The following is a 24,532-nucleotide window of genomic DNA, read 5'->3' as shown; positions in this document are numbered from 1 at the left end:
GGTGGGGCGTGCGCACTCAGGGGAGAGCGGGCACGGAAGGGGCGCAGTGGCCAGCTGTCCCGATTCAGGCGAACCCTGTCACCTCTGGGGCCAACCGCCAGGCGGAGGTGGACCCCACGTCGTCCGAAGTGACGCGGTTGCTTTGCCAGGCGGTCTACGCGCGGCCTGACCGAGTGAAGGCAGTCAAGGCGTGGTGGCGAAAAGTTCGGGGCAAGACGGGAAGGGCCAAGAAGCCTAGGCGCAGCACCAGGCGGGCGATTTACCTGGAAGGCAGTGATGACTGTCCGCCCCTGGGAGAAGCGACTGCGCAATGGGTCGCAGACCATGTGCTGAACGGTCCGCCGCTGCCTGTGCCGTCGTACGGTTTCGATCTTGTTCCGGTGGTGGCACACGGACTTCGTGCCCGACGGCGCCGGTGGATTCGGCGCACATGCATTCTGGTCCTGTGTGGGCTGACCGCCTACGCGGTGCCGTGGGCTTTCGGAATCTGGGCGGTTGCCGTCGTCGCCGCTTTGTTCCTGCGGTGGGCTGCTTTCCGCGCGATCCGCAGGTCCGGCCTAACGCGGTGGGCGCCTTCGCGACGTCTGGCGTATGCCGTGCTGCCCACGCCGTGGCTGCTCGCACTCCTGCCGTACAGGCCCGTGGGTGGCGACATGTTCGAGCTGCGCCTTGAACTGGCCCTACTGCCCTTCGGGCTGGTGGCTGTCGTCGCACTGGCGTACGTGGGGGACCGGCTTGCGGCACGGGCTGCGCTGGGTGCTTTGGTGCAGGAAGGGGTGTCGTCCGATGATCTGCCGTGGGTTGCTGCCAAGGCTGCGCGCAGGATGTCGGACATCAGTAAGGACCAGTCGCAGCTGGCGCTGCCCTACGACGCCTCAGAGCAGTTCGTTGGTGCCGGGCGCGATGTTTGGGGGCCGGCTCGCATCAGCATCCCTCTCAAGCCCAAGGACGCCGAGGAGTCGGTCAGGCCGTTTGGGGAGGCGGAGCTTCTCCGACGCGTAGGCACCGCCCTCAACGAACTGGGCCGCGGCGCCCGGGAGATCACGGATCCGCTTCCTGGGTTCTCGATGGAGCGCGTACTCGGCCTTCCGGCTGCCCGATGGCTGCAGCGCACCCGTGAGACGAAGGTGGAGCTGGCCGACCTGAGCGGCCTGGGACGTAGATCTCCTTCCGGGGTGCCAGACCGGCTGTACCTGCGAGCCCAGTGCATCAGCTGGAACGGACAGATCGTGGTGAGCGTGTTCGTGCATGCCGCGCTGGAGGCCGGCGAGCTGCGGCTGACTATTCGCCCGCACGTAATGACACCGCTCTACAACGAGCTGCGGGCCACCGCCACACCCGCCCGGATGCGCGGAGCACACCTGCTCGGGTGGCTTGGCTCGCAGGCGCTCTTGGACACACTCATGGGCCCGTTGGCTGTGTGGCGCCTGGTCACACGCCTCGGCGAGAAGACCGAGGTGCGCGGGGAGGAAGAAGACCCAGTGAGCCTGCGCGACCGGTACTCCACCCAGGAAGTCACCGACATGCACCAGAGCGACGACGCCAAGCGCCACGTGGTCCTGATCCAGTCCTGCGTCTTCCGCACTGTCGCCGAGTTCCTCGATGAGCAGGGAATCGACCTGGCAGCGTACGAACGGCAGGTCGCCACCGTGACCAACAACATCCTCATCTACGGGGACAACAACGCGCCCATCCAGAACGTCGTCGGCAACGGCATCAGTGGCGTCGGCCAGGACAACAAGAATCAGGGAGGCAAGTAATGGTTGTGGGACGGCGTCGCCCCGAACCTGACCCGGGCCATGGCTCGGGCATCAGCATCGGCGGTAACAACAGCGCACCCCTGCAGAACGTCGTGGGGCACGACATCTCCCACATCCACCAGTCCGCCGCGGTGCACAGTGCGGTCGACATCGACGCTGTGCGCGGCCTCCTCGCCGCCTTCCGTGCGGACGTTGACCACAACGCGGCGGACCTGCAGAACGTCACAGTGCTGCGCGCGATGGCGGACACCGTTGACGCCTCGCTCGTGTCCCCCGACGCGCCGGAGATCGGCACACTGCGCGGGATCGCGACGGCATTGCCCGCGTTGGTGCTGGGCACTGCGGTACAGCAAGGAGGCGAGTCGCTTGCCAACGCCATTGGTGGGCTGCTGAGTTGAGATTGCACACCCTTGAGCTGTCCTGGGATGCGGGATGAACTGTTTCAGCTGCCGACTGTGGCGAACGTGGATACAGTACTGCGACCAGTTGGGGGGAATGCGAAGTGGATGAAGCGACGTTCGCGGCGACGACCGTGGCCGCGGCCTTCCTCACCCAAGCGACCCAGGAGGGGTACCAGCGGGTCCGTGAGGTCATCGGCCGCATGATCCGACGCAGCGGACAAGAGGGCGAGGCGGCGGCTGAGCTTGAGCTTATGGACCGAGGCTGGACCGCAGTGGCACAGGTTCCTGCGGGTGACCGTGAAGCTGCAGTGCAGGCCGCTGCGGTTGCGTGGGCTCCCGCCCTCGTACGGCTTGCAGAGTCAGAACCAGCTGCGTACGCAGAATTGTTGGCCCTGGCCGGGCAGAACCACCCGCCCTCCGTGATCAACCAGCACAACCACGGAACGGGTACCTTCATCAATGGAAACGTCGGAGGCGGCCTGACCATCAATCACGGCGCGGGGCATGGCCGACACGCCTGATCCCCAGAACCAGGGCGGGCAGCACAACCGGGGGCCCGGTGTGTTCGTCGCGGGCAACGTGTACGGAGACGTCAGCAACCGTCAAACGCCTCAGGCGAACCACGGACAGGATTACGAGCCCCAGAAACCCGGGGAAAAGCAGCGCAAAGAGAGAGTCTGTCCTGACGGAAATCAACCGGAGGGAGAGAACGAATTTGGGCCCGGCGGGGCGCTGCTCGGCTGGACCTGGCTCACTGTCACGCTCTTCGGGATGTCCGGCTACTGCGCCGTTGGGGCTTTCATCGCCGTGACGTCGGTAGGAGATCGTGTCGGAGCAGTTCTTGTTGCCCTGGGTTCAGCCTTCGGCGGGGTGATGGCCCTGGCCTTCGCTTTCGCAGCTCTCACAGAGGTCTGCGCCGCAGGTACGGCCAATGCTGCTGACTCCGCGAGGAAGCGAGGGAGGCAGGGGCAGCGAGCCGCAGCCCGTTTGAATCTTCGGTACGCGGTCTCAGTCGCTCGTGTCGCAGACTTGAGCGCATTCCTGGCCGGGTTAATCGCGGGGCTCTTTGGCTTCCTGGCCATCGGTAAGAAGGCTGCGGACCGGGCCCACGAGGCTCGCGAATACGCCGAGTCCGAGATCGTCAAGACGCGCTCTGCACTGGGGGATGAGTTCGGCGAGGAATAGCCTCGCGTTCGGGAACCGTTTGGGAGCTGGCTTCCGAAGCTGACTCCCAGGGTGGCTCCGGAAACCACTCAGGGACCCGGCCTATCAAGCGGATCAGGCCCCTGACCCAGCGTTCATTCGGCGAGGTGGCGGAACTGACCCCGTGAGCTCTTCGCAAGGGCACCGCGGCCGCCGAGCCTGTGGGTCACCACTCGCTCTGCTGTTAACCCGCTGACGGGTGCGTGGTCGTGTGGCCTGCTCTGCGATCTGGCCGTGCCGTCTCAGTGCGTTCGTGCTGGGTGGGGCGGCGAACGAGGTCGCCCACCCTCGATTTCATCTGCCCGGTAAGTTCAGCTTGAAGCCGCCCTTATGACCGAGGTGCGAAGCCAGTCCACTGTCGCGGAGACGCCTTCCTCAAGCGCCACAGGCGCCGCTGTCGGGAAGAGCGCTCGTAGGCGGCCGCTGTCGGCTTGGGAGTGCGGGACGTCGCCAGCGCGACTGGGTAGGTGCTTTCGCCTGATTTGGCCACCAGCAGCGGTCTCGATCACTGGAATCAGGTCCAGCAGGGATATACGGGTTCCAAAGGCCAGGTTCACGGGGCGCGGCTCGACGACCCGGCGGAGGAGTGTGTCGGTGAGGACGCGGCAGACAGTGCCCACGTACGTGAAGTCTCTCGTCTGAGTGCCGTCGCCGTGCACAGTGACAGGGTGGCCGGCGAGCATGGCGCTGATCCACTTAGGGATGACTGCGGCGTAAGGATGGTCAGCGCGCTGACCCGGGCCGTACACGTTGAAGAAGCGGAACGGCAGGACCGGCAGACCGTAGCTGTGGTGGTACGCCCCCAGGTACGCCTCGGTGGCGAGCTTGGTGACTGCGTACGGGCTCATCGGGGCGGTGGCCAGGCCCTCATGTTTCGGCAGGCATGGATTCGAGCCGTAGACCGAGGATGAGGAAGCCGCGATCACGTGCACGTTGCCGGCACGGCGGGCGGCTTCGAGGACCTGGAGCGTTCCCGTCGCGTTGGCATGATGGCTGGCCAGCGGATCTTTCACGGAGCGAGGGACGGATGGCAGAGCGGCGAGGTGAACGATGGCGTCCGCGCCGTGGAGCGCCTCGTCCAGGAGAGCGGCGTCCTGGATGTCACCTTCGAAGAAGTCGACGTCCAGGTCCGCGAGGTTCTGCTTCGACCCGGTGCTGAGGTTGTCGATCACTCGGATTTGGCTGATCGCAGGGTCGTTCGCCAGGGTCCGGGCGAGGTTGCTGCCGATGAATCCGGCGCCGCCGGTGATCACGATGTTCACGAGGAGGCTTCCCTTCAGAGAGCGTCGATGTGGGCGCCGGCCAGCCGGCGGCGGCAGTCGAGTACGTACGGGGCGTGAGCGGTGATCGCGGCGTAGTCGAAGGCGTCGTGGTCGGCCAGAAGAACGACTGCGTCGGCTGCGGCGAGGTGCTCCGGGGTGGTATCGACACGCTGGAGGTTCTGCAGAGCGGCAGCACGGGGGTGGGCATCGTCGTTCACGTGAGGGTCCGCGGCCTGGACCTCGGCGCCCATGCCTGTCAGTAGTTCCGCGATGCGAGCCGCTGGGGTTTCTCGGGCGTCGCCGGTGTTGGCCTTGTAGGCCAGGCCCAGCAGCAGAATGCGGGAGCCGTTGAGCGACTTCCTGCGCTTGTTGAGTGCGTCCACGAGGCGACGGACCACGTAGTCAGGCATGTGGTTGTTGACATCGTTGGCCAGTTCGACGAAGCGGAAGCTGCGGCCCAGAGTCCGCTGGACCTGCCAGGAGAGGTAGGACGGGTCGATGGGCAGGCAGTGACCGCCGACGCCAGGTCCTGGCGTGAAGCGCATGAAGCCGAAGGGCTTGGTGGCCGCGGCGTCGATCGCGGCCCAGATATCGATGCCCAGGTCGTGGGCGAACATTGCCAGCTCGTTGGCCAGGGCGATGTTCACGTGCCGGAAGGTGTTCTCCAGCAGCTTCGCCAGCTCTGCCTCCTTGCAGTTGGAGACCTGGACGATCGTGTCGACGAGCGAGCTGTAGAAGTCCTGGATGGCCGCTGCCGATGCGGCGTTGATGCCGGAGACGACCTTGGGAGTGTTCTCCAGCCGCCATTCCCGGTTGCCGGGATCGATGCGCTCGGGGCTGTAGCCGAGCTGGAAGTCACGGCCGGCGGTCAGGCCGGAAGCTCGTTCGAGGATCGGGCCGAAGAGCTCCTCGGTCGTGCCAGGGTACGTAGTGGACTCAAGGACGACGGTCGCCCCAGCCTTGAGGTGACGACCGAGCATCCACGCAGCGTCTTCGACGTGCGAGAGGTCGGGGGCTCCATCCCGGAGTGGCGTGGGGACAGTGACGATCGCGAGATCGAAGTCCGTGCAGTCAGCCGTGTCGAGGCTGGCGCGATAGGCCCCGGAGGCCAGGAGCGGAACTAACCTCGCGTCCGGAACGTCCTCGACGTACGACTCGCCAGCCATCAACCGCTTCACACGCTCGGCGGCGACGTCGAAGCCGACGACGCGGTGCCCCACCTCAGCAGCCCGGACAGCGAGGGGGAGCCCGACGTACCCCTGCCCCACGATGAGTACGCGCAGCGGCTTAACCTCGCTCTTCGTGATCATGCGGACCACCTCTTTGGAGTGGGTTGAGGACAGTGCGTGCAGAACTGCCGGGGCGCGGTTGTCCTAAAATGAGGAATGCCTCGGCCGTACGAGACTCGCTTGGCCGCCTGTCTCGGACGGCCGAGCGCCTTTTCCACGCGGGCTCGTCCGAGGGATAAACAGCTCGCCGGGGGGATGCCCAGGTTCGATACGATGGCGGTGGCCTGCAGACCCGACCCGTCACCGTGCGTCACCCGACTGAGCGACCTGAGTGGTCGCGCCTGCTGCAGCCTCCCGACTTGGGCCCGCCGCGGCACCGCCGCCGGCGCCTTACGTACGAAATGGAGCATCCAAGGATGGCTCGACACCTGGTAACCAGCGCGCTTCCCTACATCAACGGGATCAAGCACCTGGGCAACATGGTCGGGTCGATGCTTCCGGCGGATGTGTACTCCCGGTACCTCCGCCAGCGTGGTCACGACGTCCTGTACATCTGCGCGACCGACGAGCACGGGACACCGGCCGAGCTGGCGGCCAAGGCGGCCGGAGTGTCGGTGGCGGAGTTCTGCGGGCAGGCCCACGACGCGCAGAAGGCCGTGTACGACGGCTTCCAGCTCGCCTTCGACTACTTCGGACGCAGTTCTTCGCAGCAGAACGTCGAGATCACGCAGCACTTCGCGCGCCAACTGCACAAGAACGGCTTCATCGAGGAACGGGCGATCCGGCAGGTGTACTCGCCGGTCGATGGCCGCTTCCTGCCGGACCGGTACGTCGAGGGCACGTGCCCGCACTGCGGCTACGACAAGGCCCGCGGTGACCAGTGCGAGAACTGCACCCGCGTACTCGACCCGACCGACCTGCTGAACCCCCGCTCGGCGATCAGCGGCTCCACAGAGCTGCAGGTCCGCGAGACCAAGCACCTGTTCCTGCTGCAGTCCAAGCTTCAGCACGAGGTCGAGGCGTGGGTCGCGCGGCACGAGGAGCAGTGGCCGCAGCTGTCCTCCTCCATCGCCCGCAAGTGGCTTACCGAGGGTCTGCACGACCGGGCGATTACCCGCGACCTGGACTGGGGCGTCCCGGTTCCGGCCGACACCTGGCCGGAGCTCGCGGCCGAGGGGAAGGTCTTCTACGTCTGGTTCGACGCCCCGATCGAGTACATCGGCGCGACGAAGGAGTGGTCGGACGCTGCACCGGATGGCGAGCTGCGGGACTGGAAGTCGTGGTGGTACGAGGCCGACGACACCGTGCGCTACACCCAGTTCATGGCCAAGGACAATGTCCCGTTCCACACGGTGATGTTCCCGGCCACGGAGCTCGGTGTCCGCGAGCCGTGGAAGAAGGTCGACGTCGTCAAGGGCTTCAACTGGCTCACGTACTACGGCGGCAAGTTCTCCACCTCCCAGAAGCGAGGCATCTTCACTGACGCCGCGCTGGAGATGCTGCCGGCGGACTACTGGCGCTACTTCCTGATCGCCAACGCCCCCGAGTCTGACGACTCCTCCTTCACCTGGGAGCACTTCGCCGCCACGGTCAACAAGGACCTCGCCGACACTCTCGGCAACTTCGTCAACCGCGTGCTGTCCTTCTCCCGCAAGCGCTTCGGGGACGACGTCCCTGCGGGCAACGCAGCCGGCGAGGTGGAGGCGAGGCTGGGAGACGAGATCGCGCGCCTGCTGGCCGAGTACGAGGAGCACATGGAGGCCCTCCAGTACCGCAAGGCCGGGGCCGCGCTGCGCGCCCTGTGGTCGGCGGGCAACTCCTACCTGGAGGAGAAGGCCCCCTGGCTGGAGATCAAGAGCGACCCGGAGGGTGCGGCCCTGACCCTGCGTACGGCGATGAACCTCATCCACCTCTACGCGGTCGTCTCCGAGCCGTTCATCCCGGCTTCGGCCGCCGCCATGCGCGGTGCCTTCGCCCTGGAAGGCGACACAGCAACCTGGGTGACCGCCGAGCAGGCCAAGTCCCTGGACGCCGTTCCGGCCGGTACGGCCTTCACTGTGCCGCCAGTGCTCTTCGCGAAGATCTCGGAGGGGGACCTGGAGTCCTACCGGACCCGCTTCGGCGGCGCCGACGTCTGACGAGGCCCCGTGCGCCCGTACCGGCCCCGGCCTCATCGGGCGGTACGGGCGTCGAGGCGCCCGGCCAGTTCGGAGGGCGGCACGTTCATGAGCTGGATTCGAGGGATACCTTCGTCGATCTCGATCCACGTCACGCCTCCGGAGCCGGGCACATACTCGAGGTAGTGCTCGAAGCCGTGTTGCGTGAGCTTCAGCAGGAGGCAGGCGATCCCACCGCCGTGTCCGACCAGCACGGTCGTGCGGTGCGGTCCGGTGGATAGTTCGTCCCACAGATGTGAGTAGCGGGCTTGTACGTCTTCGGATGATTCGCCGCCCGGCGTGCGGAGCTGGTAGATGGGGACACCTTGACGGTCGGCTTCTGCCGCCGCGAGGTCTCTGGGCCGGCCACCAAGATGGCCGCTGTTCTTCGCTGCCAGTCGATCGTCCACGCGTGCGTCGGTCGGCGTGAGCGGGGCCGTAAGGAGTGCGGCCGACTCACTACATCTGGACATCGGGCTGACGAGCATCTGGTCGGCCACGAGTCCGGTTGCGGCCAGGGTGCGGCCAACGGTGCGGATGTCGTCGCGTCCGCGCTCGCTGAGCGTGCCGCCGACAGCTCTGCCTTGGTGGATACCGCGGGCGTTTTCCTCGGTCTCACCGTGCTTGACCAGGTAGATGTGTTTCGTGCTCATGGTGGTCCGTCTCCCTTCTCGGTCAGTCCCAGTCGCGGACGTCGACGATGGCGGATACGGCGGTGACGAGCTGGTCGTGGTCGGCTCGCGACATGGCCGGGAAGCGGTCGTAGTGCCACTCGACGTAGAGGACGGAGATGAGGCCGATCGTCCCGTCGGCGACCAGCTTCGTGAGCACCGGGTACTCGGCACCCTCGATGTCCATCTTCACGACGACGTGATCGTCCGGGGCGACGGTCTGGCGCAGCCAGGCGCTGAAGTCGATGGCGGGCACCGGGACCGGTGAGTCGTAGTCGATCTGCTGGTCGTACACCGGCGGGACGCGTTTGCCGGGCATCACGGTGGAGCTCTCGTGGTGGCCGAGGAACAGATCGATCACCCCGTCGTGCGTCCATACGGCGCCGTGAGAGACCTCGACACGGGGTGAGTGGGCCGCCCGTTCGACTTCGCGGTGAATGGCGGGCAGCAGGTCCTTGTTGGGTTCGAACGCATAGAAGTCGTGGTCGGGGAGCTCGTGGATGAAGCGGCTCAGCACGATTCCGAGGTTGGTTCCGCAGTCGATGAAGACTTTGCGCATGAAGGACTCCCGTGGTCGGTTGTAATGGCGGGTAGGTGGATTTCCTGCACGACGCGGTCGGCGAGCAGGGCAAAGTCGCCGGTTTCCGGGCGGTAGCAGCGTTCCTGGTAGCGGATGGTGATGCGGCGCACCGGTTCCGCACCGCGGTAGGGAGGCAGGTTGCCCCAGTGGTAGAGCTGACCGCCGGGGGCCTTGAGCCGGCGCAGCCGCCGGGGCAGTGGGCCCTTCGGCGTACCGGCGTTGAGCTCGGTGAACATCGCGGTCAGGAAGGCGATGTGCTCGCTTGCCTGTTCGTCGTCCGCTTGCGCTCGGCCATAGGTCTGCTTGAGACGCCGGAGTTCGGCGGGATCGCCTACTGCGCCGAGGAGGCGGTCGCGCAGTCCTCGGTCCCAGACGATGCCGAGGTGGCCGTGGAGGATGGGCTCGCTGGTGAGGAAGTAGCCCAGGACGCGACCGAACTCGCGCTCGTACGGGCACATGAAGTCGTTGTAGAGCCCGAGCTTCGCGCCGGAGGCCGTCTCCACCTGCCAGTTGACGCGTGCGGTGAACGGTGAGTCCCACCAGCCGAGGTGCCACGGCTGCCACAGCAGGTCAGCCGTGCTGAGGACGAAGACCAGGAGTGCGATGACGACGGCCGGCCAGCCGAACGTTGGGGTGTACTCCGGATCAGGGAGCAACGCCATGGTCAGCGCGAGTGCCGCGTTGGTGCAGATGTTCTCCCAGAAGAAGATGCCGGAGGCCAAGACGACTGCGAGGTTGAAAACGGCCGTCGCGGCCAACACGACGACAAGAAGACGGCGGTCGTGGAAAGCGATGAGGCCAGCGGCTTCGACCAGCACCGTCAGGATGTTGAGGGGGCGGTCCACAACGCGTGCACGGCGCAGAATGCCGGTCACGGTCTCAGGGGGCAGGAAGCGTGCCCATCCCCAGGAGTAGGCGGAAGCTGTGAGGTAGTGGGTGCGGTTGTGCCAGGCCCAGGACCAGGGGCGCGGCCCGAGGCGGGCCTTGCTCCACGCCGGCTTGACGTAGTGGGAGAGCGAGACGCAGCCGAGAACCAGTACGAGGGCGGTTGAGGATTCTGGCGTACTGAGGACCGTCGCCACGAAGACCCAAGCGAGGTACGCCTTGATCAGCCGCAACGGCATCATCGCGTGGTGCTTCCAACCGCGCAGTCGGCCGCAGTAGACAGCGAGCCACGGCAGCAGGGCTGGTGCCCAGAAGCAGGAAGACACCGCGAGGAGCAGCAGCACCACTTTGGCCCGGCGCTGTGGGGCGATGGGCTGGGTCACGTCGTAGTCGCTCGTGGCGCCCTGCCAGGTCAGCAGAGCGACCACGAATACGACGAACCAGCGGAAGAGGCCGGGGGCGGGTGTGGGGAGGAAGGCGAGCAAGGCGGAGGGAGCGGCAGTCGCGAGCGTCGCTCGCCAGACCGTCGGCCGAGAGGCCAGTGTCCGCACGGTTGGAGAGATGGCGAAGCGGTAGCAGAGCACGACGGCCGCCACGACCACGGCGGTGGTCACGTACACGGGCAGTGAAGGCAGTTCCATGGCCGCCTACCGGGTGGAGGGGGTAGGGACCCGCCCACCGGCTGCGGGCAGGGTCTCCAGGTAGGAGGCGATTCGCTCGCGGGGGTCTTGGGTGAGGTGTTGGTCCCGATGGCGTTCGACGTTGGCGCGAAGCTCCCGGGCCCGGTTGAGGAAGTCGAGTATCGCCCCGCGTTCGATCCGTGGAGCGCTGGTGCCGAGTTCCGCCTCGTGGACCACCTTGGCGCACCAGTGCTGGTCGTACGTGGGCAGCGGCACCAGGTGGACCGGTTTGCCGAGGACGAAAGCTTCGCTGATGAGGTTGAAGCCGGCGTTGGAGAAGACGGCCTCGGAGCGCGCCAGGTCGGAGATGAACGACTGGCGGTCGAACGGGCAGATCTCGATCTTGTCGTCGGCGTACTGGCGCAGGTTCTCGACCTCGTCCGAGTGCGCGTAGATCCGTAGGGTCCGGTCTGGGACGTACTGGCGGAAGACGTCTGCGAGGGTGCGGACGGAGTCCTCGGGGCCGTGATCGAAGTACCGCGAGAAGTAGGCCGTGGTCATCGTCCCGATCGTGACCTGGGCGGAACGGACGAGGTCCGGAACGACGGGGGCGATGAACTCCAGCCTCCGGTCGTCGGCCTCCAGGGGGACGTACGAGCAGATGAAGGATCGGTCGGCCCGAGGGGCGAAGTAGCGCAGCCGCTGCTCGTCGGCCGTGCGCGCGTACCGGCCGACCGGCGGCAGGTCGAGGTGCCGGTACTTGCTCTGCTGGTCCACCGAGATGAGGGGTCTGCCGAAGTGGTAAGCCAGTCGCGGTGTGTTGGGCTCGTAGTCCGTGATGAACACATCCGGGACGCCGGTTTCCCTGATGGCCCGGCGCAGCCGCAGGTGTCGGCTGATGCCGGCGGGAGTCTGCCGGATGTTGGTGCGTAAGACGTCGGCTGTGTGGATGCGGTCGTCACGGGCAAGGAGCGTCGGCATCCACCCGTCCCACGCGGGGAATCCGAGGTCGCGAAAGTACTCGACTCGCGTGCTCCCGTTGGTGATGATCCGTACCTGGTGGCCGCGGTCGCGCAGGTACTGGGCGATCACGCTCTGCCTGACGGAATGCCCCATGCCGATGCCGTTGACGCCGATGATCACGCTGAGCGGCTGTGTGAGTGCGGACACGACGATCCCTTCGTCAGGCGAGTCGGGTGATGACGTTGTGGGTGATGGCCGCGACCTGGGGGTCGGTGGCGAGCAGTCGGGACCAGTCAGTGGTGGCGGCGGTGAAGACGGTGCCGGTCGCCCTGTAGAGACCAAGGGTCGCCGCGCGGGGGCTGGGCATGGGCTCGCGGGCTGCGAAGTTCCAGTCGGAGGGCAGTGGGGCGATGCCGAGGATCTTGAAGTTCTTCGGCGTTCCGTCCTGGCCGGTGGGCTGCGGGCTTCTCTGCCCGTCGATTTCGTATGCGGCGCCGTCGCATTCGTAGCCGACGAGCGCATTGTCCTGGCCGAAGGTGCCACCGGTCTTGAGACCCGTCCCGGAGAACACCCAGTGGTCCGCGTCGGTGACGGTGTATCCGAGGGGCGGGCGCGGGCCGTCCCAGTGCCCGCCGCCGTTCCGGTAGCTCACTCCCAGGAGGGTGTTCTCAGGCTCCGACTCCCACCAGTGGTCGGGGCAGCCGTACGAGCTGTCCGGGTCCGTTCCGGCAGGGGCGTCGGGAGGGAATTTCCCGCACTCAAGGGCCGAGCGATCCTCGTCGGGCCTCACTCGCCACCAGCAGGTGTTGGCACCGAAGTTGGCGATGTTGCCGCCTGTGTCGCGGAAGGCGGTCACGTTCCGACGGGTCTGGGCGGTCCAGTATTCGTCGTGCCCGGAGGAGGCCAGGAGGCGATATCCGTCGCCGAGGAGCCGGCCTTCGTCGAGGTCGAGGTCCGTGCAGTAGTCGCTCTGGATTCCGTTCTCCTCCATCCAGGAGATGAAGGGAGCATCCCAGTGCGCGAACGTCTGCCGAGGCGACGAGGTGTCGTACGGGTCTGGCAGGCCCTTGACCGGACCGCCGACGCCGCCTCCGGGGCGGCGCAGCGTCACCCTGGAGGCGCTGTACAGGCTTCCACCCCCCGCCGTGTTGTACGCGTGGTAGGTGAAAACAGGGATCTTGTAGAGGACCTTGCGACCCGAGGGAACTGCGGGCGTGACGACCAGAAGGAATCTGGCCTCGCGAGCGTCCATGACCGGTTGGCTCGGACAGACTCCCGTGCTCAGGACTCCGATGTAGACACCGGACCGCCAGTCTCGCGGAACGAGGAAGTCGTAGGCCGGCCACTGCCAGTCCTCATCGTGCAGTCCGGGCACGGCGTCCTGTCCAGGCCACTCGACGTGCCCCGTGTGCTTGAGTGCCGAGCCCCAGCGGTAGAAGTCGAGCCGGAAGCGATCTGCGGAGGTGGCGATGTGAAGTCGGATGCTGCGGCCGGCGCGGATCGAGGGGGACGCCGGGTATCCGTTGATGCCGGTCATGAGTGGGCCTGCGGTCGGGCGACTCCGATGTAGTGGTAGCGATCGACCTGCTCGACGTGAGACTCCCAACCCAGGGCGTCCAGCCGTTTCGTGAGCCCGCCGGCGTCGTAAAGCACCTTGACGGTCAGGTGCTGACTTCCGTCGGAGAGCCTCCGGCGCACCGTCGGAACCGCACGTCCCTCGATCGTCTGCTCGATCTCCGCCTTTGCGCGGGAGTCGTCGAGGAAGACCACGCAGCCACCGGGCTTCAGAGCCTTCCGCAGGGCCTTCCAGAAGGGTTCCAGGTACGCGGGCGGCACATGGCTGAGCCAGAAGGCGAAGAACACGGTGTCGTACTGGCGATCAGAGATCTGGCTGAAGATGTCCGCCTCGATGAAGCGAGTCGTCGAGCCCTCCAGGCGGCTTTTCGCGATGGCCAGCATCTCGGGCGCGGCGTCCACTGCGGTCAGGCTGCGGGAGCGCCCGGAGAGCAGGTGGGTCCACTGGCCCGTGCCGCACGCCAGCTCCAGGACGTCTCCGCTGATGGGCAGGCGATCGAGCACGTGCGAGAGCTGGGGCATCCCCATACGGTCCGCGTATGCGGTGTCGTACTCATCAGCCCTTGCGCGGTAGTAGGCGATCTGCTGCTCCGACCGTTCAGCCGATGCGCTGTGCTGCTCTCCGATCTCGAGCATCCTCAGCTCCTTCATGAACCAGTAGCGTTCGACCGCCAGTTGGGAACTCGGCGGGCTGACAAGGTCCATGACAGCGGGGCGCAGGTCATCCGTGTATCACGGCGGGCTAGTGAGGCCGTTCATCGGCGAGCACCCCGACTTTTCAACATCTGCTTACACACGACTTCGCACGGGGCAGACTTACAGTCCCGATCATGTTGACCGATGGGCAGGCGGTAACTGACGTGTCGAGGAGCCGTGCGGGATGGCGCCCGGACAAGCTCCGCGAGGTGCGCGAGGCACACGGATTAACCCTCGAGCGTGCCGGCGAGCGTTTGCGCGAAGTGGCCACAAGGGCCGCTATCACGGTGCCCGCAGCCAACTTCCAGACGCTCTGGCAGCACGAGCAGGGCGAGGTATACCCGGGTCCGCACTATCGGCGCGCGTACTGCCTTCTGTACCGCGGTACGGAACCCGAGCTCGGATTCCGCCACCCCTTGCCCGACGAGGCCACGCACCTGAACCTCACGCCGACGACGGAGTCCCGCAACGGGGCCCACGTTGTCGCTGTCGAGCGGGCGCTCTCTCAGATCACGCCAGGCACGGATGCCAGCGGCGATCTCGACGTTCAACAGCGGATCATCGACGCGTGGAAGCGTCGGCACACGGGCGGAGATCCTCATCGCCCGTCTCTGCTCATCGTCGGCGGCTTCGCAGGCAGCGGGAAGTCGGAGTTCTCCCGCTTCATCTCCCAGCTCACGGGCTGGCCGGTCCTCGACAAGGACCCCATCACGCGTCCCCTGGTCGAGCGACTTCTGGTAGAGATGGGCAGCGAGCCCAACGACCGGCACTCCGAGCTCTACCGCGAGCAGGTGCGGCCCCTTGAGTACCAGTGCCTGCTTGAGACCGCCTACGCCAACATCGACTGCTCCATCAGTACGGTGCTGACGGCACCGTTCATCTCGGAAGTGATGGATGTCCGCTGGATCCAACGGCTGACCAACCGATGCGAGGCCCGAGGTGTCAGCGTCTCCATAGTCTGGATCAAGTGCGATGTGGAAACGATGCGTGAGTACATCAGCTTCCGGTCCGCCGCCCGCGACAGCTGGAAGCTTCAGCACTGGGACGAGTACGTGAAATCCGTCGACGTCGAACTGCGCCCTGCCGTCGCCCACATGGTGGTGGACAACCGGCTCGGCGCGGCGATATCCCTCACTGATCAAGTACGACAGGTGTTGGGAACGGTGTTCTGATGAACCAGGGAATCCTGCTGTACGGGCCGCCTGCCGCCGGCAAGGACACAGTGACGGCGGCTCTCGCCGAACTCGACTCGCGCTATGTCCTCTTCAGCCGACTCAAAATCGGCAGCGGCAAGTCTGCGGGATACCGGATGGGTACCCCGGATCAGCTGGCGGAGCTGGAGAGGCGAGGCGGCCTCATCTACCGCAATGACCGATACGGAAACACCTACGTTGTCGACCGCCAGGGCCTCGGGCTGGCCATGGAGGGTGGGCGCATTCCCATCCTCCACCTCGGCCAGGTCGCAGGCGTGGAGGCGGTGACCGCCAAGTACCTCGCCGCCTGGTCGACGGTGTTGATGTGGTGCTCTCGGGAGGCCACGGCCATCCGCTCGGCTAGCCGAGGCGATCACGATACGGAGGCCCGGCTCGCCGCATGGGATGCGACGGAGAAGGATCTCGCCACCAACGATCACCCTGCCTGGGATCTCCGTGTGGACACCGAGGTCTCCTCGCCTGGAGACGCGGCAGTACTCATTGATCAGCTCGTACGCGCGTCTGTGTGACGAGCCTCCACTGAACTCAGCAGTTCGAGAGCACGGGAGACAGTGACGGGCCTGTCGTGGACCTCGTCCCAGCGGTGAAGGGCAGCGGCAATCTCCCGCATGAAGTGGTCCGGCAGTCCCGACTCGGCGAGCAGGTCTGCGGCGTCTTCCAGTTCGGGCGCCCACCGCCAGGCGCGAGCGGCCGTCTTGGGAATGTAGTCCGTCTCCGTCAGATAGCTGCCGGTGCGCTTGGAAGCGATCTGTACGAGCTCGTCCGCGACGCCGTTCGCGTCGGCCAGCCCGTATGCCACGGCGGCCAGGACGCGGGACGCCTTCTGATAGCTGGAGTACGCGAGCTTCAGAGCGGAAGCCTGCCCGATCTCAGTTCCCAGGGAACGTGTGTGCACGTCGGTCCCCTCAAAGAGGTCGGCAACCAGCGCGACGTGCCGCGTAGGGCCTGAGAGGTAAAGCGTTGGCTGCTTTCCCCCTACCGGAGGAGAGCCGATGACAGAACCGTCGATAACGGCTGCGTCAGGCAGGCAGGCGGCGACAGCTCGGACCCTTTGCGGAGTGATTGCGTTCGCCTCGACGTACGTCCCGTCCCGGAAACCGTGCTCGGCCACAGCTGCTGCGACCTCCTCGGCGGCTGCCGGCGGGCACAAGGAGACGACCAGGTCGACGCGTCGTAGGAGCTGCCCGAGATCCTCGACTGCTTCCATGCCTGCCTGCTCCGCACGTTGCCTGGAAGCGTTGCTGCGGCCGGCAGAGCACCAGAGGACGGTCGTGCCTCGGGCTCGGAGCTGGGTTGCGAAAGCCGCGCCCATGCTGCCTGGATGCAGCAGCCCCACCGCAGCGATGTCGGACTTCACGTAGTCACACTCCTCGAACGGTCATCGGCCAGCAGCAGCGCGATGGCCGCTCCCGCGTCGGATACGCACTGATCAGGTGCGGAGCGCCGAACAGGCCACGAACGCCCGTTGCGGATCCAGATTGTGCGTAGGCCGGCTCGACGACCTCCATCGATGTCGGTCTCTGGGTTTTCGCCCACCATCCAGCCGCCTTGGGAGAGGCGGGAGCCACACGCTACGGCTGCCGCCTCGAAGATGGCGGCCGAGGGCTTTCGTGCACCGACGGACTCCGAGACGCAGACGCCATCAACGCGACCGATCAGGCCGGTTGCCTGGAGCTTGGCGTTCTGGATGTCGGTCGCCCCGTTGGTGGCGATACCAACTCGCCAGCCGGTGGCTCGTAGGGCGTCCATGCCCGCGAGCACACTCCCAGGACACCTGACCGCCGCCGCGATGTCGGAGCAGTACTGCCTCCACAGCGAATCGGCGGTGGGTCGGAGACGGTGTTGCACCCGTATGGACTCGAAGGTGGCCGGAAATGCTCGCTCTTGGACCGCCTCGATCAATTGCGTGGAGGCGTGGTCAGGGAGGGAGTACCGAGCGGTGAACTGAGCGGCCCACTCTCGGATGGCGCCGTTCCTGTCGATCAGGGTGTTGTCGAGATCGAAGAGCACCAGCTTCTGCATAGGTGACGACCCTAGTCGGAGTGGAGGCGTCGCTACGGAAGAAGGGACTTCACGGTGGTGACAACCTTGGAGCCCTGATCAGCCGAACGCTGGACTTCCCCCGGCACCTCCGCGGTGTGCCTCGGCAGAAGGGCATGCGTCTCATCCGCGAGCCGACGGAGAGCAGCAGACGGCTCAGCTCACGGAGGTTTCCGTCCAGCAGGCTCTAGGCGCAGCGGTGAGCGAGGTTAGGGCACTCGACGGTGTCGAGCTGTACCTCAAGGAGGCCCGCATCGACGCCTGAGATGGAGTCCGGCGCCGGCGCCCACATCGGTGGGCCGGCGCCGCCCACGTGGGGCTCTGTGCGGCACCGTGAGGCTGAGCGGTACGCGCTTGATGCGGCCTACTCCGCCGGGGCCTGCCGCCGTACAGCGAGCTCGTTCATGGGGTTCCACCGCGCTGGTAGCCGACCCACAGCCGGCCGCCGACCTGCTTCAGCACCTCGTCCACGACTGCCGTCAGAGGCTCAATCCGCCCAGCGCATACTTCACGCAGGCCATCGTGCAGGCGCATGCTGAGCCCCGGCGCTGTGGTCTCAAGGCGGCGGGCCAGCCACTTCCCACCCCCGTTCCAGGATCCGCCCGCGGTCAGCGCCAACTCGGCTGTTCGCCGCACCAGTTCGGTGGCAATGAACAACCGTTCAGCCTGGTCGGTGCTCCCCGCGAGATCGTCCAGCAGGTCGGTGATCGCGTAGCGGCGGTCATCGATCTCTTCGGCCGACGCCGCAGGTGGCCCTGCGGCGGTCAGCTTTCGGGCCTCAGCGGCGAGTTGCGTCCCGACTCCATCCTTGTCGAAGAGCAGGATCCCGTCGGCACACATCCAGAGCAGCGGTGACCGGCGCTTGCGTACCTCCCGCTGGATGTAGGTGTGCCACGTCGCTTCGGTGTGCACGAACATTTCCACCGGCCACGTACCTCTACGGAGGCTTACCCGATAGGGGGCTGGGGATCCGTGGAGGAGCACCACGATGTCGAGGTCCGACATCGCCGTGCGGCGGTCCGTCACGGCACTGCCTCCCAGGAACGCAGCCCGCGCGGCAGGGTGACGTTCCTCTACAACGGCACGCGCAACATCAATCGCATCCATTCAGCAACTATCAGCACTCTGCCCAACGTGCGCACGGGGTTTCTTCGGGCATACGGGCTCAGTCCGACGTCGGCGGGTTCCAGTTCGCCGGAGGCAGACAGAAAAGAGCCGCGAAAGACTGGCCAGCGGGTGCAAGGGGATGTCAACGTAGACGACCTCGCGAAACCACAGGTCAGAGAGGTGATTGCCGTGACCGTGGCATCTATGAGACCCGGTTTCTCCACCACCGTCGAGGCCCTGAAAATGCGCGACTGGCAGCTCGGCCCGGGCCAGCCCACGCTCGTGACGGATCAGTTCTCCGCCGAGGATTTTCACATGGTTGTGGACGACCGCGCTGACGTCCACATCAACTCAAAGGACGGCCGGTTCTACTTGGGCTGGTTTCCGCGCGGCCGCCCCGGGGGCGACGGCGAAGGCTGGAAGATCGCCGTCACCGGTTCCACGAAGGTCCCTGGCTACAGCATCTCCTTCGACGCCGACACGCCGGCCGATATCGTCGCCGCCGCTGTGACGCGCGTGCTGGAAACCGCCCATCCCCGGTAGGCCCGATCAGCTGGCGTTGGCTGACTCGATTACTTTCAGCTACCCCCGCCCATGGGCGCGGTGGTCATCCCGCGTCCGTCGGCCCGCTGCCCGGAAGTAGGACGATTCCAGCAGCTCCGCACTCAGCCCTTGGAGGCGCCCTGTATCCCAACCCTCGGCTCAACCCGTCCACCCCGAACCGGGGCGCTCTGCCTGCGTACTGGGTCGGTCCCCGGCACCTGGCCGGCGACGACGGATGTCTCTACGACGTCGTCGCCGACACTCTCGTCGGCTTCGGTTGGACGAGCCTCACAACCGTCCGCGGGCGACGTGAGCTCGACGAGTCGTTGGAGGACCGCCAGGTCCTGCGCAGCACCGTCCTGCACATCAGTCCCGACGCCCGCCGGTGGGCTCAGTGGACGCTGTCGGACGAACCGTTTCACCTCGGTGGGCTGCCGATCGCGTGGCAGATCTCTGCCCGCTCGGATGCGAGCAAGTCGTTCGCGGACTGGTCCGCCTACTTCACTCCCGGCATCCCCGGCGAGGCTATCGCCGACTTCCTTCTTGCGCTCGATGTGTGCGGTCAGCCCACCGACGCATCCGCCGGTCGCGAGACCGTTCTCGACGCGGCGTCCGCGCATGGTTGGCTCCGTGACGCCGACCAACCCCATGCGGTGGCGATGCACCCCACCTTCACCTCACGCCTCGGTCTTGGCGAGATGCCACCGCTCATCCAGGATGCCGACCCCTGTGCTCTGATCGGCGAGGGCGATGTGCCAGGGGCGGCGGGTTGGCAGGCGTGGGCCGAGCTGGGCGCGGGTGCCGCGTACTTGTGGGCTGCGTCGTTCAGTTCCAGCGTGCCGTACGGCCTCGTTGCCGCGTTCGCCTCTTCGCTCAGTTCCACCGCACCGGTTCTACGCCGGGTGCTGCCGCAAACTACGCGGGACCGGCTCCTGTGCGTCCCTGCCGGTTGAGCCGTACTTCCTCGCTACGAAGCCGGGCCTCCCGTGGGGAGGCCCGGCTTCGCGCTGCTCTGTGAGCTTCTGTGTGGAGCGGACAGCTACCTGACCGGGCGGGTGTCAGTGCTGAATGCTGTATTCAGCTCGGATGTCCCCTTGAGAGGTGCTGATCTCATTCTTCCTGTCTCCGATTACCGGAAGACGGAAGTGCCCTGGGCAGGCGCTTTCCGCGCCGTGGCCAGTGAGCGACGCGGCCCGTTGTCAGAAGGCGTAGGGAGTGAAGGGCCGTATCCGTTCGTCCGCGAGGGCGAGGAGGCGATTGAACTCTGCCAGTTCGTCCTTGCTCATGAGATCGATGGCCTTACCGAGCTTCTTCTCGGTGAGCTGCCTCATGAACGGGGCAAGGAAGCGCTGCATGGCATCAGGAGCGTCGTGTATCGCCTGCACGTATTTCATGTACCGCTTGTGCTGTGCACTCAGCTCTTCGAGTTCGGTGCGGGTTGCCCTGTCGGCGAGGGCCTGTTCCTCCTTGCTGAACGGACGGCCGTCGCGGTGGGACCACGTTCCGGTATCGTCTCGGCGTTTCATGTCCGAGTCGCAGAGAAGGGCGAAGATCCAGGGGTTGAAGTCGGGGTTGGTCATACGGGTGTGATGCTCCTCGTGGATCGGTTGGGGTGCATCAATGGTCTGGAGAATCGCCGGTTTGGCTAACCGGCGATCGTCGGCTATGTTGCGCCCGCCTTTCGGGTCAGGGCCGACGGCTGGAGTAGTTCGCCGCCTTGGCCGCCGGTGGCGTGGCGGGGGGTGTCGGCGAGGCGCGTCGGCTATCTCGGGCGGAAGTGGCCGGAGGGCTTTCGGGCGCGGCGGGCAGGTGGGCGCTGCGGCGCAGGCGCCAGACGAGGACGTCGCTGATGGAGTCGGCGGTGTCGAGCTCGCGACGGTGGGTGACTTCGGCGAGCAGTGCGGCCGGGTCGTGGCCCGCATGCCGGGCATCGGCGAGTGTGGCGGACAGGGCGGGCCAGCCGGGCTCGGCCTGGATTCGCTCCGCGAGCTCTGGCAGCGCCTGGTACAGGAGATCGGCGTGCCGCTGCCGGATCCGTGGCGTCAGACGCTGGCCACGCTGGCGGAGGGCAGCGATGGGGTGGGCTGCGGCGGCCTGATAGGCGGTGCGTAGATGTTCGGCGGCTTGCTGGGCTGCGGCTGCCTGCTGGCTGTGGTGCCTTTTGGCGTGCCAGTTCGCTGCGGCGAAGGCGAGGAAGACGGCCATGTCGATGACCATCGCCGTGGTGGCTCCGTCTTCGCCGCGGCCGAGTGCGGGGCCACTGTGGACGAGATCGTGTGCGGCCTGCCGCAGAGCGTGGTCATGCCCGCGTACGGCGCGGACATGGGAGCGGCCGGCCCGCTCGAACGCGTTGGCCGCCTCCCGCAGTTCCGCACGGGTGTGCGCGGCAGAGGTCTTGGCGAGCGCGTCCAGGACCTCACCCGCTCCGGCGATCTGCGCTGCCGCCATGCCGTCGTCGCCGTGGTCGATGATCAGTAGGGCCTGCCAGCCGGCGGCTGCGGCCCGGCGCCGAGCGAACGCGGGATGGGTCACCTGCGGCAGGGCGGGCTGCGCCGGCTCGGAACCACCCTCGGAGACCGCCTCTGCTTGGAGGGACCAGCGTTCACGGATGCGGGGCAGGGACAAGTCGGGTGCGAGGGTGGAACCGGCATAGAAGACCGGCTCGTCGTCCTTGTTGCGGTCACCGGGCAGCGCGACCTTGTAGCCGAGCAGATCGCCCGAGGGCGCGATCCGCTTGCGGATCAGAAGACCGTCGGCGGCCAGACGGTCGAAGAACTCATCTGTGGAGGCGGCGCCGGCCGACGCACCGCGCACGGTCTCGCGCAGCTCCTCCCGCACCGTGCGCTCTCGCCCTTGGCGTTCGGCCTTGTGGCGCTCGGCGCTGGTGGGGCGTTTGGCCGCGGTGCCGTCGCCCGGGGCAACGCGATACAGGTCGTAGTCAGCTTCGATGACACGGGCTTCGGCTTGGGCGCGTTGGCCGGAGCGGTGGTGATTGGGGCGGCGGCCGTCCTCGCGTACGAGGGTGCCGATGATGTGGATGTGGTCGTCGGCGTGGCGGACGGCGGCCCACCGGCACCCGGCGTCGTCTGGGCCGCCGGAGTCGATGCCGGTGGCGGCCACGATACGGCGGGCGATGGCGCCCCATTCCTCGTCGCTCAGGACGCGGTCGGTGCGGGCTGCGCGGACGGAGCAGTGCCACACGTGCCGGTCGGGCCGCTGGTCTGCGTCGAGGAGGTGCAGTGGCTGGTCGAGAAGCCGCTGGAGGTCTTCCTTCGTCGCGGAGGGGTCGCGGCCGGGGTCTGGCGCCATGTCGTCGAAGGAGGCGACCAGGTGCGGGTCAACGTGCTCTTCGCGGGTGCCCTTGCCGTAGAGGTAGTTGAGCAGGCCGCGGGTGCTGCTGCCTTGCTTGTGGATGCTGGGGATCAAGTGGTCTCGTCTATCTGCCGGTTATTGATCCGCTCGACGGCCGCCTTGGTGGCAGTGGCCGCGCGGCGGACGTAGGTGAGGGTTTCCTTGAGGCGGGCGCTGTCGATATCGCCGCCCGAGTTGAGCGTCTTGGCCACCTGGTTGAGGTTGCTGCCGGCCCAGCCGAGTTTGCGGCCGGTGGCGAAGAGCTCGGTGAGGACGTCGTGGTCGGCGGCGATGGTGGCCGCGGTGCGGGTCTGGTCGCGTGCGGCGGCGAGCGCGGAGTGGGCGAGGAATCCGGCGATACTCATGCCGACGGCATCGGCGCCGGCCTGGATGAGGGTGCGTTCGCGTTCATTAAGTCGGACGCTGTGGGCGGGACGCTGCTTCTTGTCACGCGGGCGGGGTTTGCCCTTGGTCAGGCGGGTGTGACCGGCCGTACGTGGCTGCGAACCGCCCTCGGTCGCAGCCCTCCCGTCCGGCGCCCCCTGGCGCTGGTTGGGCCCCGCCACCCCTGGGGCGGGGTCGGGTTCGGACGCTCCCCCTGCGGGGGAGTGCCCGAACCTCCAACTTGCTCCGCTTTGGGCTGGCGTGGCTTGGGGCGCGTTCTGATGCTCTGGGCTGTGGGTGCACGAATCCTGCATGGAGAGCAGCTCCTGGTTGAGGGGAGAGGGCAGCGGACCAGGTCGACGTACGGGCAGCTTCCCCAACGCCCGCTGGTTCGAGCGGTGAGTCCGAGGGAGGGCCGTGCGTGCCTGGTCAAGCGGTGCCAATGGGGCGGGGCCGTGGGACCAGACGGGGTGCTGGTCCACGGCCCCCGTTCGGCGTTCTGGGCTGACCGGATATCCGGTCAGCCCGTGGGGACGGCGGTCTCGCAACACTGCTCTGTGGCCAGGAGGGCCTTGAGTTCGGTGAGCCTGTCCTCGGAGATGGGGAGTTCGGCCTTGCGGATGGCGTTCCGTAGCACGGCGCGGGTGGCTGTTCCGTGCATGGCGATGGCCGCGCGGCCGATCGCCAGGAGTTCGTCCATCTCGGCACCGGGAGGACGTCCGTAGCGTTGCGTCGCAGGGACGTCGTCCTCGTGGGAGGGCTCGGTGGCCTCGCGGGTGGGGTCCGAATCGTGCAGGGGAAGTTGGTTCTGCACGGATCGAGGGGGCAGGGACTCAAGACGAAGGTTGGAGTCGGCGTGATCCCCGGCTTCCTCGCTCGTCAAGTCGAAATCTGCACCCGATCGGCTGCGCGGCGGAGTCGTCTCGACATGGCGAATCACGCCTTCGTTCTGAGTGAAGGCGGTCCAAGGCGATGGCAGTTCGATCGTGGCCAGCGCTGTCGCGTGACGGCGGACGGCAAGCTGGTGCAGCAGCACTTCGCGCTGGCGCTGGTCGATTCCCACAGACGCTTGGGCGACGGCGCGGGAAAGCCGTCGCGCGGTTCGGCGGCCTCGCCAGCCGACGCGCTGCTTCGGGGTTCGCTCCGCAAGGTGCGCGGCCAGGGCGACGGCCCTGCGGGTGGCACGGTCGCGGCTGATCTGCGAGGCGTCACGATCGTGTTCGGCGACCCCAAGGCGCGAGAGGCCGCGTTCGCGTGCTTCGCGCCCTATCCGGGCGAGGAGGCCGTGGGAGGCCGCCTCGGGCGTGCGGATGCGCAGTTCGATGCCCATGGTCTGATGCCAGAGCAGTGCGGCCATGACCGGTCCCACGAAGGCCCGCACCGTGCCGCCGACCACACCCGACTCGGCGTACGCGGGGATCACCTGTACAGCGGTGATCACCCAGGTCAGGACGCCGGGCAGGCCGGGTGCTTGCTTGGGGCCGTGCAGGTTCTGCCGCGCCAGCAAGGCCGTGGCGAAGAGAGCGAGTTCCGCGGCGGCGAACATCGCGGTGCGCTCGGTGGTGCCGCTCATGTCGAGGTAGTCAGCGGCGAACCTCCAGCTGGTGTCGGCGCTGTAGGCGGTACATCCGACCGCGGCCAGTGCGGCGACCCTGACTGCGGGCGTTCCAGACTGTCGCTTGGCGTGGTTTCGGGGAGAGCGTCGGTAGATCAGCCAGCTGACCAGCAGCACTGTGCAGGTGGCCAGGAGAGCAGCGAGCGCGACAGGCATCGCGTTCCAGTACCCGAGTGCGGGCATGGCAAGTTCCGTCATGCAGGGGTCTCCAAAGGGCCCGCCGCACCGCGGGGGCAGGTGCGGGCGCGGACGGGCGGTGTGGTGAAGGTGAGCTGGT

The 24,532-nt window shown here is 66.9% G+C and carries 24 protein-coding genes; 9 read left to right on the top strand and 15 right to left on the bottom strand.

Annotation, left to right across the window (positions count from 1 at the left end):
- The first annotated feature begins 653 nt into the window (after nucleotides 1-653).
- The 4 genes from ABTX18_RS12185 to ABTX18_RS12170 all read left to right on the top strand — a co-directional run bounded on the left by ABTX18_RS12185 (nucleotide 654) and on the right by ABTX18_RS12170 (nucleotide 3,346).
- On the top strand, nucleotides 654-1,760 hold the full coding sequence (locus ABTX18_RS12185; protein ID WP_352122639.1) for an AbeC-like domain-containing protein: 1,107 nt from the start codon (nucleotides 654-656) through the stop codon (nucleotides 1,758-1,760).
- Nucleotides 1,760-2,158 (top strand): hypothetical protein, encoded by a 399-nt coding sequence (locus tag ABTX18_RS12180; RefSeq protein ID WP_352122638.1) that lies wholly within the window; start codon nucleotides 1,760-1,762, stop codon nucleotides 2,156-2,158. The genes ABTX18_RS12185 and ABTX18_RS12180 overlap by 1 nt, the downstream gene beginning before the upstream one ends.
- A gap of 104 nt (nucleotides 2,159-2,262) precedes the next feature.
- Nucleotides 2,263-2,682, top strand: a complete 420-nt coding sequence (locus tag ABTX18_RS12175; RefSeq protein ID WP_352122637.1) for a hypothetical protein — start codon at nucleotides 2,263-2,265, stop codon at nucleotides 2,680-2,682.
- Nucleotides 2,666-3,346, top strand: coding sequence for a hypothetical protein (locus ABTX18_RS12170; protein ID WP_352122636.1), 681 nt, complete (start codon nucleotides 2,666-2,668; stop codon nucleotides 3,344-3,346). Before ABTX18_RS12175 ends, ABTX18_RS12170 begins: the two co-directional genes overlap by 17 nt.
- 329 nt (nucleotides 3,347-3,675) lie before the next feature.
- Here the strand turns inward: ABTX18_RS12170 and ABTX18_RS12165 are convergent, their stop codons facing one another.
- Together ABTX18_RS12165 and ABTX18_RS12160 are read right to left on the bottom strand one after the other, a co-directional pair.
- Complete coding sequence (locus ABTX18_RS12165) at nucleotides 3,676-4,626, bottom strand: NAD-dependent epimerase/dehydratase family protein (RefSeq protein ID WP_352122635.1); 951 nt, start codon at nucleotides 4,624-4,626, stop codon at nucleotides 3,676-3,678.
- A gap of 14 nt (nucleotides 4,627-4,640) precedes the next feature.
- Complete coding sequence (locus tag ABTX18_RS12160; protein WP_352122634.1) at nucleotides 4,641-5,936, bottom strand: nucleotide sugar dehydrogenase; 1,296 nt, start codon at nucleotides 5,934-5,936, stop codon at nucleotides 4,641-4,643.
- 335 nt (nucleotides 5,937-6,271) lie between these two features.
- Here ABTX18_RS12160 and metG point away from each other — a divergent pair, with 335 nt between their 5' ends.
- Entirely contained in the window at nucleotides 6,272-7,993 is a 1,722-nt protein-coding gene (gene metG, locus ABTX18_RS12155) for a methionine--tRNA ligase (protein WP_352122633.1), read from the top strand.
- Nucleotides 7,994-8,025: 32 nt separating this feature from the next.
- Here metG and ABTX18_RS12150 read toward each other — a convergent pair whose 3' ends face one another.
- Genes ABTX18_RS12150 through ABTX18_RS12125 form a run of 6 tightly spaced genes read right to left on the bottom strand, consistent with a single transcriptional unit; the run spans nucleotide 8,026 to nucleotide 13,941 of the window.
- A complete protein-coding gene (locus ABTX18_RS12150) occupies nucleotides 8,026-8,664 on the bottom strand; it encodes a histidine phosphatase family protein (RefSeq protein WP_352122632.1) in 639 nt (212 codons plus the stop codon).
- A gap of 22 nt (nucleotides 8,665-8,686) precedes the next feature.
- Nucleotides 8,687-9,241 (bottom strand): FkbM family methyltransferase, encoded by a 555-nt coding sequence (locus ABTX18_RS12145; RefSeq protein WP_352122631.1) that lies wholly within the window; start codon nucleotides 9,239-9,241, stop codon nucleotides 8,687-8,689.
- Nucleotides 9,193-10,788 (bottom strand): hypothetical protein, encoded by a 1,596-nt coding sequence (locus ABTX18_RS12140; protein ID WP_352122630.1) that lies wholly within the window; start codon nucleotides 10,786-10,788, stop codon nucleotides 9,193-9,195. Before ABTX18_RS12140 ends, ABTX18_RS12145 begins: the two co-directional genes overlap by 49 nt.
- 6 nt (nucleotides 10,789-10,794) lie before the next feature.
- Entirely contained in the window at nucleotides 10,795-11,937 is a 1,143-nt protein-coding gene (locus ABTX18_RS12135) for a glycosyltransferase family protein (protein WP_352122629.1), read from the bottom strand.
- 13 nt (nucleotides 11,938-11,950) lie between these two features.
- On the bottom strand, nucleotides 11,951-13,267 hold the full coding sequence (locus ABTX18_RS12130; protein ID WP_352122628.1) for a N,N-dimethylformamidase beta subunit family domain-containing protein: 1,317 nt from the start codon (nucleotides 13,265-13,267) through the stop codon (nucleotides 11,951-11,953).
- A complete protein-coding gene (locus ABTX18_RS12125; RefSeq protein ID WP_503061145.1) occupies nucleotides 13,264-13,941 on the bottom strand; it encodes a class I SAM-dependent methyltransferase in 678 nt (225 codons plus the stop codon). The genes ABTX18_RS12130 and ABTX18_RS12125 overlap by 4 nt, the downstream gene beginning before the upstream one ends.
- A gap of 194 nt (nucleotides 13,942-14,135) precedes the next feature.
- On the opposite strand from ABTX18_RS12125, the gene ABTX18_RS12120 reads away from it, so the two are divergent.
- Both ABTX18_RS12120 and ABTX18_RS12115 read left to right on the top strand, forming a co-directional pair.
- On the top strand, nucleotides 14,136-15,173 hold the full coding sequence (locus ABTX18_RS12120; RefSeq protein WP_352122627.1) for a P-loop nucleotide/nucleoside kinase family protein: 1,038 nt from the start codon (nucleotides 14,136-14,138) through the stop codon (nucleotides 15,171-15,173).
- Nucleotides 15,173-15,724, top strand: a complete 552-nt coding sequence (locus ABTX18_RS12115; protein ID WP_352122626.1) for a guanylate kinase — start codon at nucleotides 15,173-15,175, stop codon at nucleotides 15,722-15,724. The genes ABTX18_RS12120 and ABTX18_RS12115 overlap by 1 nt, the downstream gene beginning before the upstream one ends.
- On the opposite strand, the gene ABTX18_RS12110 is transcribed toward ABTX18_RS12115, so the two are convergent.
- From ABTX18_RS12110 to ABTX18_RS12100, 3 genes are all read right to left on the bottom strand, one after another.
- Nucleotides 15,700-16,572 (bottom strand): DUF1932 domain-containing protein, encoded by an 873-nt coding sequence (locus ABTX18_RS12110; RefSeq protein WP_503061131.1) that lies wholly within the window; start codon nucleotides 16,570-16,572, stop codon nucleotides 15,700-15,702. The two genes, ABTX18_RS12115 and ABTX18_RS12110, sit on opposite strands and share 25 nt — an antisense overlap.
- The gene (locus ABTX18_RS12105) at nucleotides 16,569-17,237 is read right to left on the bottom strand and encodes an HAD family hydrolase (protein ID WP_352122625.1); all 669 of its coding nucleotides are present in this window, start codon (nucleotides 17,235-17,237) and stop codon (nucleotides 16,569-16,571) included. The genes ABTX18_RS12110 and ABTX18_RS12105 overlap by 4 nt, the downstream gene beginning before the upstream one ends.
- Nucleotides 17,238-17,657: 420 nt before the next feature.
- On the bottom strand, nucleotides 17,658-18,362 hold the full coding sequence (locus tag ABTX18_RS12100) for a nucleotidyltransferase domain-containing protein (RefSeq protein WP_352122624.1): 705 nt from the start codon (nucleotides 18,360-18,362) through the stop codon (nucleotides 17,658-17,660).
- A 204-nt stretch (nucleotides 18,363-18,566) separates the two neighbouring features.
- Between ABTX18_RS12100 and ABTX18_RS12095 the strand changes: the two genes are divergently transcribed.
- A complete protein-coding gene (locus ABTX18_RS12095) occupies nucleotides 18,567-18,905 on the top strand; it encodes an SPDY domain-containing protein (protein WP_352122623.1) in 339 nt (112 codons plus the stop codon).
- Between the two features lie 140 nt (nucleotides 18,906-19,045).
- A complete protein-coding gene (locus ABTX18_RS12090; RefSeq protein WP_503061144.1) occupies nucleotides 19,046-19,858 on the top strand; it encodes an SPDY domain-containing protein in 813 nt (270 codons plus the stop codon).
- 246 nt (nucleotides 19,859-20,104) lie between these two features.
- Here ABTX18_RS12090 and ABTX18_RS12085 read toward each other — a convergent pair whose 3' ends face one another.
- From ABTX18_RS12085 to ABTX18_RS12070, 4 genes are all read right to left on the bottom strand, one after another.
- Nucleotides 20,105-20,485 carry a hypothetical protein gene (locus ABTX18_RS12085; protein WP_352122622.1) on the bottom strand — a complete coding sequence of 127 codons (381 nt, stop codon included), beginning with the start codon at nucleotides 20,483-20,485 and terminating at the stop codon, nucleotides 20,105-20,107.
- A gap of 106 nt (nucleotides 20,486-20,591) precedes the next feature.
- Nucleotides 20,592-22,331, bottom strand: a complete 1,740-nt coding sequence (locus ABTX18_RS12080; protein WP_352122621.1) for a mobilization protein — start codon at nucleotides 22,329-22,331, stop codon at nucleotides 20,592-20,594.
- Entirely contained in the window at nucleotides 22,328-22,621 is a 294-nt protein-coding gene (locus ABTX18_RS12075; protein ID WP_352122620.1) for a mobilization protein, read from the bottom strand. Before ABTX18_RS12075 ends, ABTX18_RS12080 begins: the two co-directional genes overlap by 4 nt.
- Before the next feature lie 539 nt (nucleotides 22,622-23,160).
- Complete coding sequence (locus ABTX18_RS12070; protein ID WP_352122619.1) at nucleotides 23,161-24,453, bottom strand: hypothetical protein; 1,293 nt, start codon at nucleotides 24,451-24,453, stop codon at nucleotides 23,161-23,163.
- Nucleotides 24,454-24,532: the final 79 nt, after the last annotated feature.

It is taken from the genome of Streptomyces sp. NPDC096323 (assembly GCF_040302845.1).
Lineage (GTDB): Bacteria > Actinomycetota > Actinomycetes > Streptomycetales > Streptomycetaceae > Streptomyces.
The sequence above is the reverse complement of the archived record's forward strand: the minus strand, read 5'-3'. Positions and strand labels throughout refer to the sequence as shown.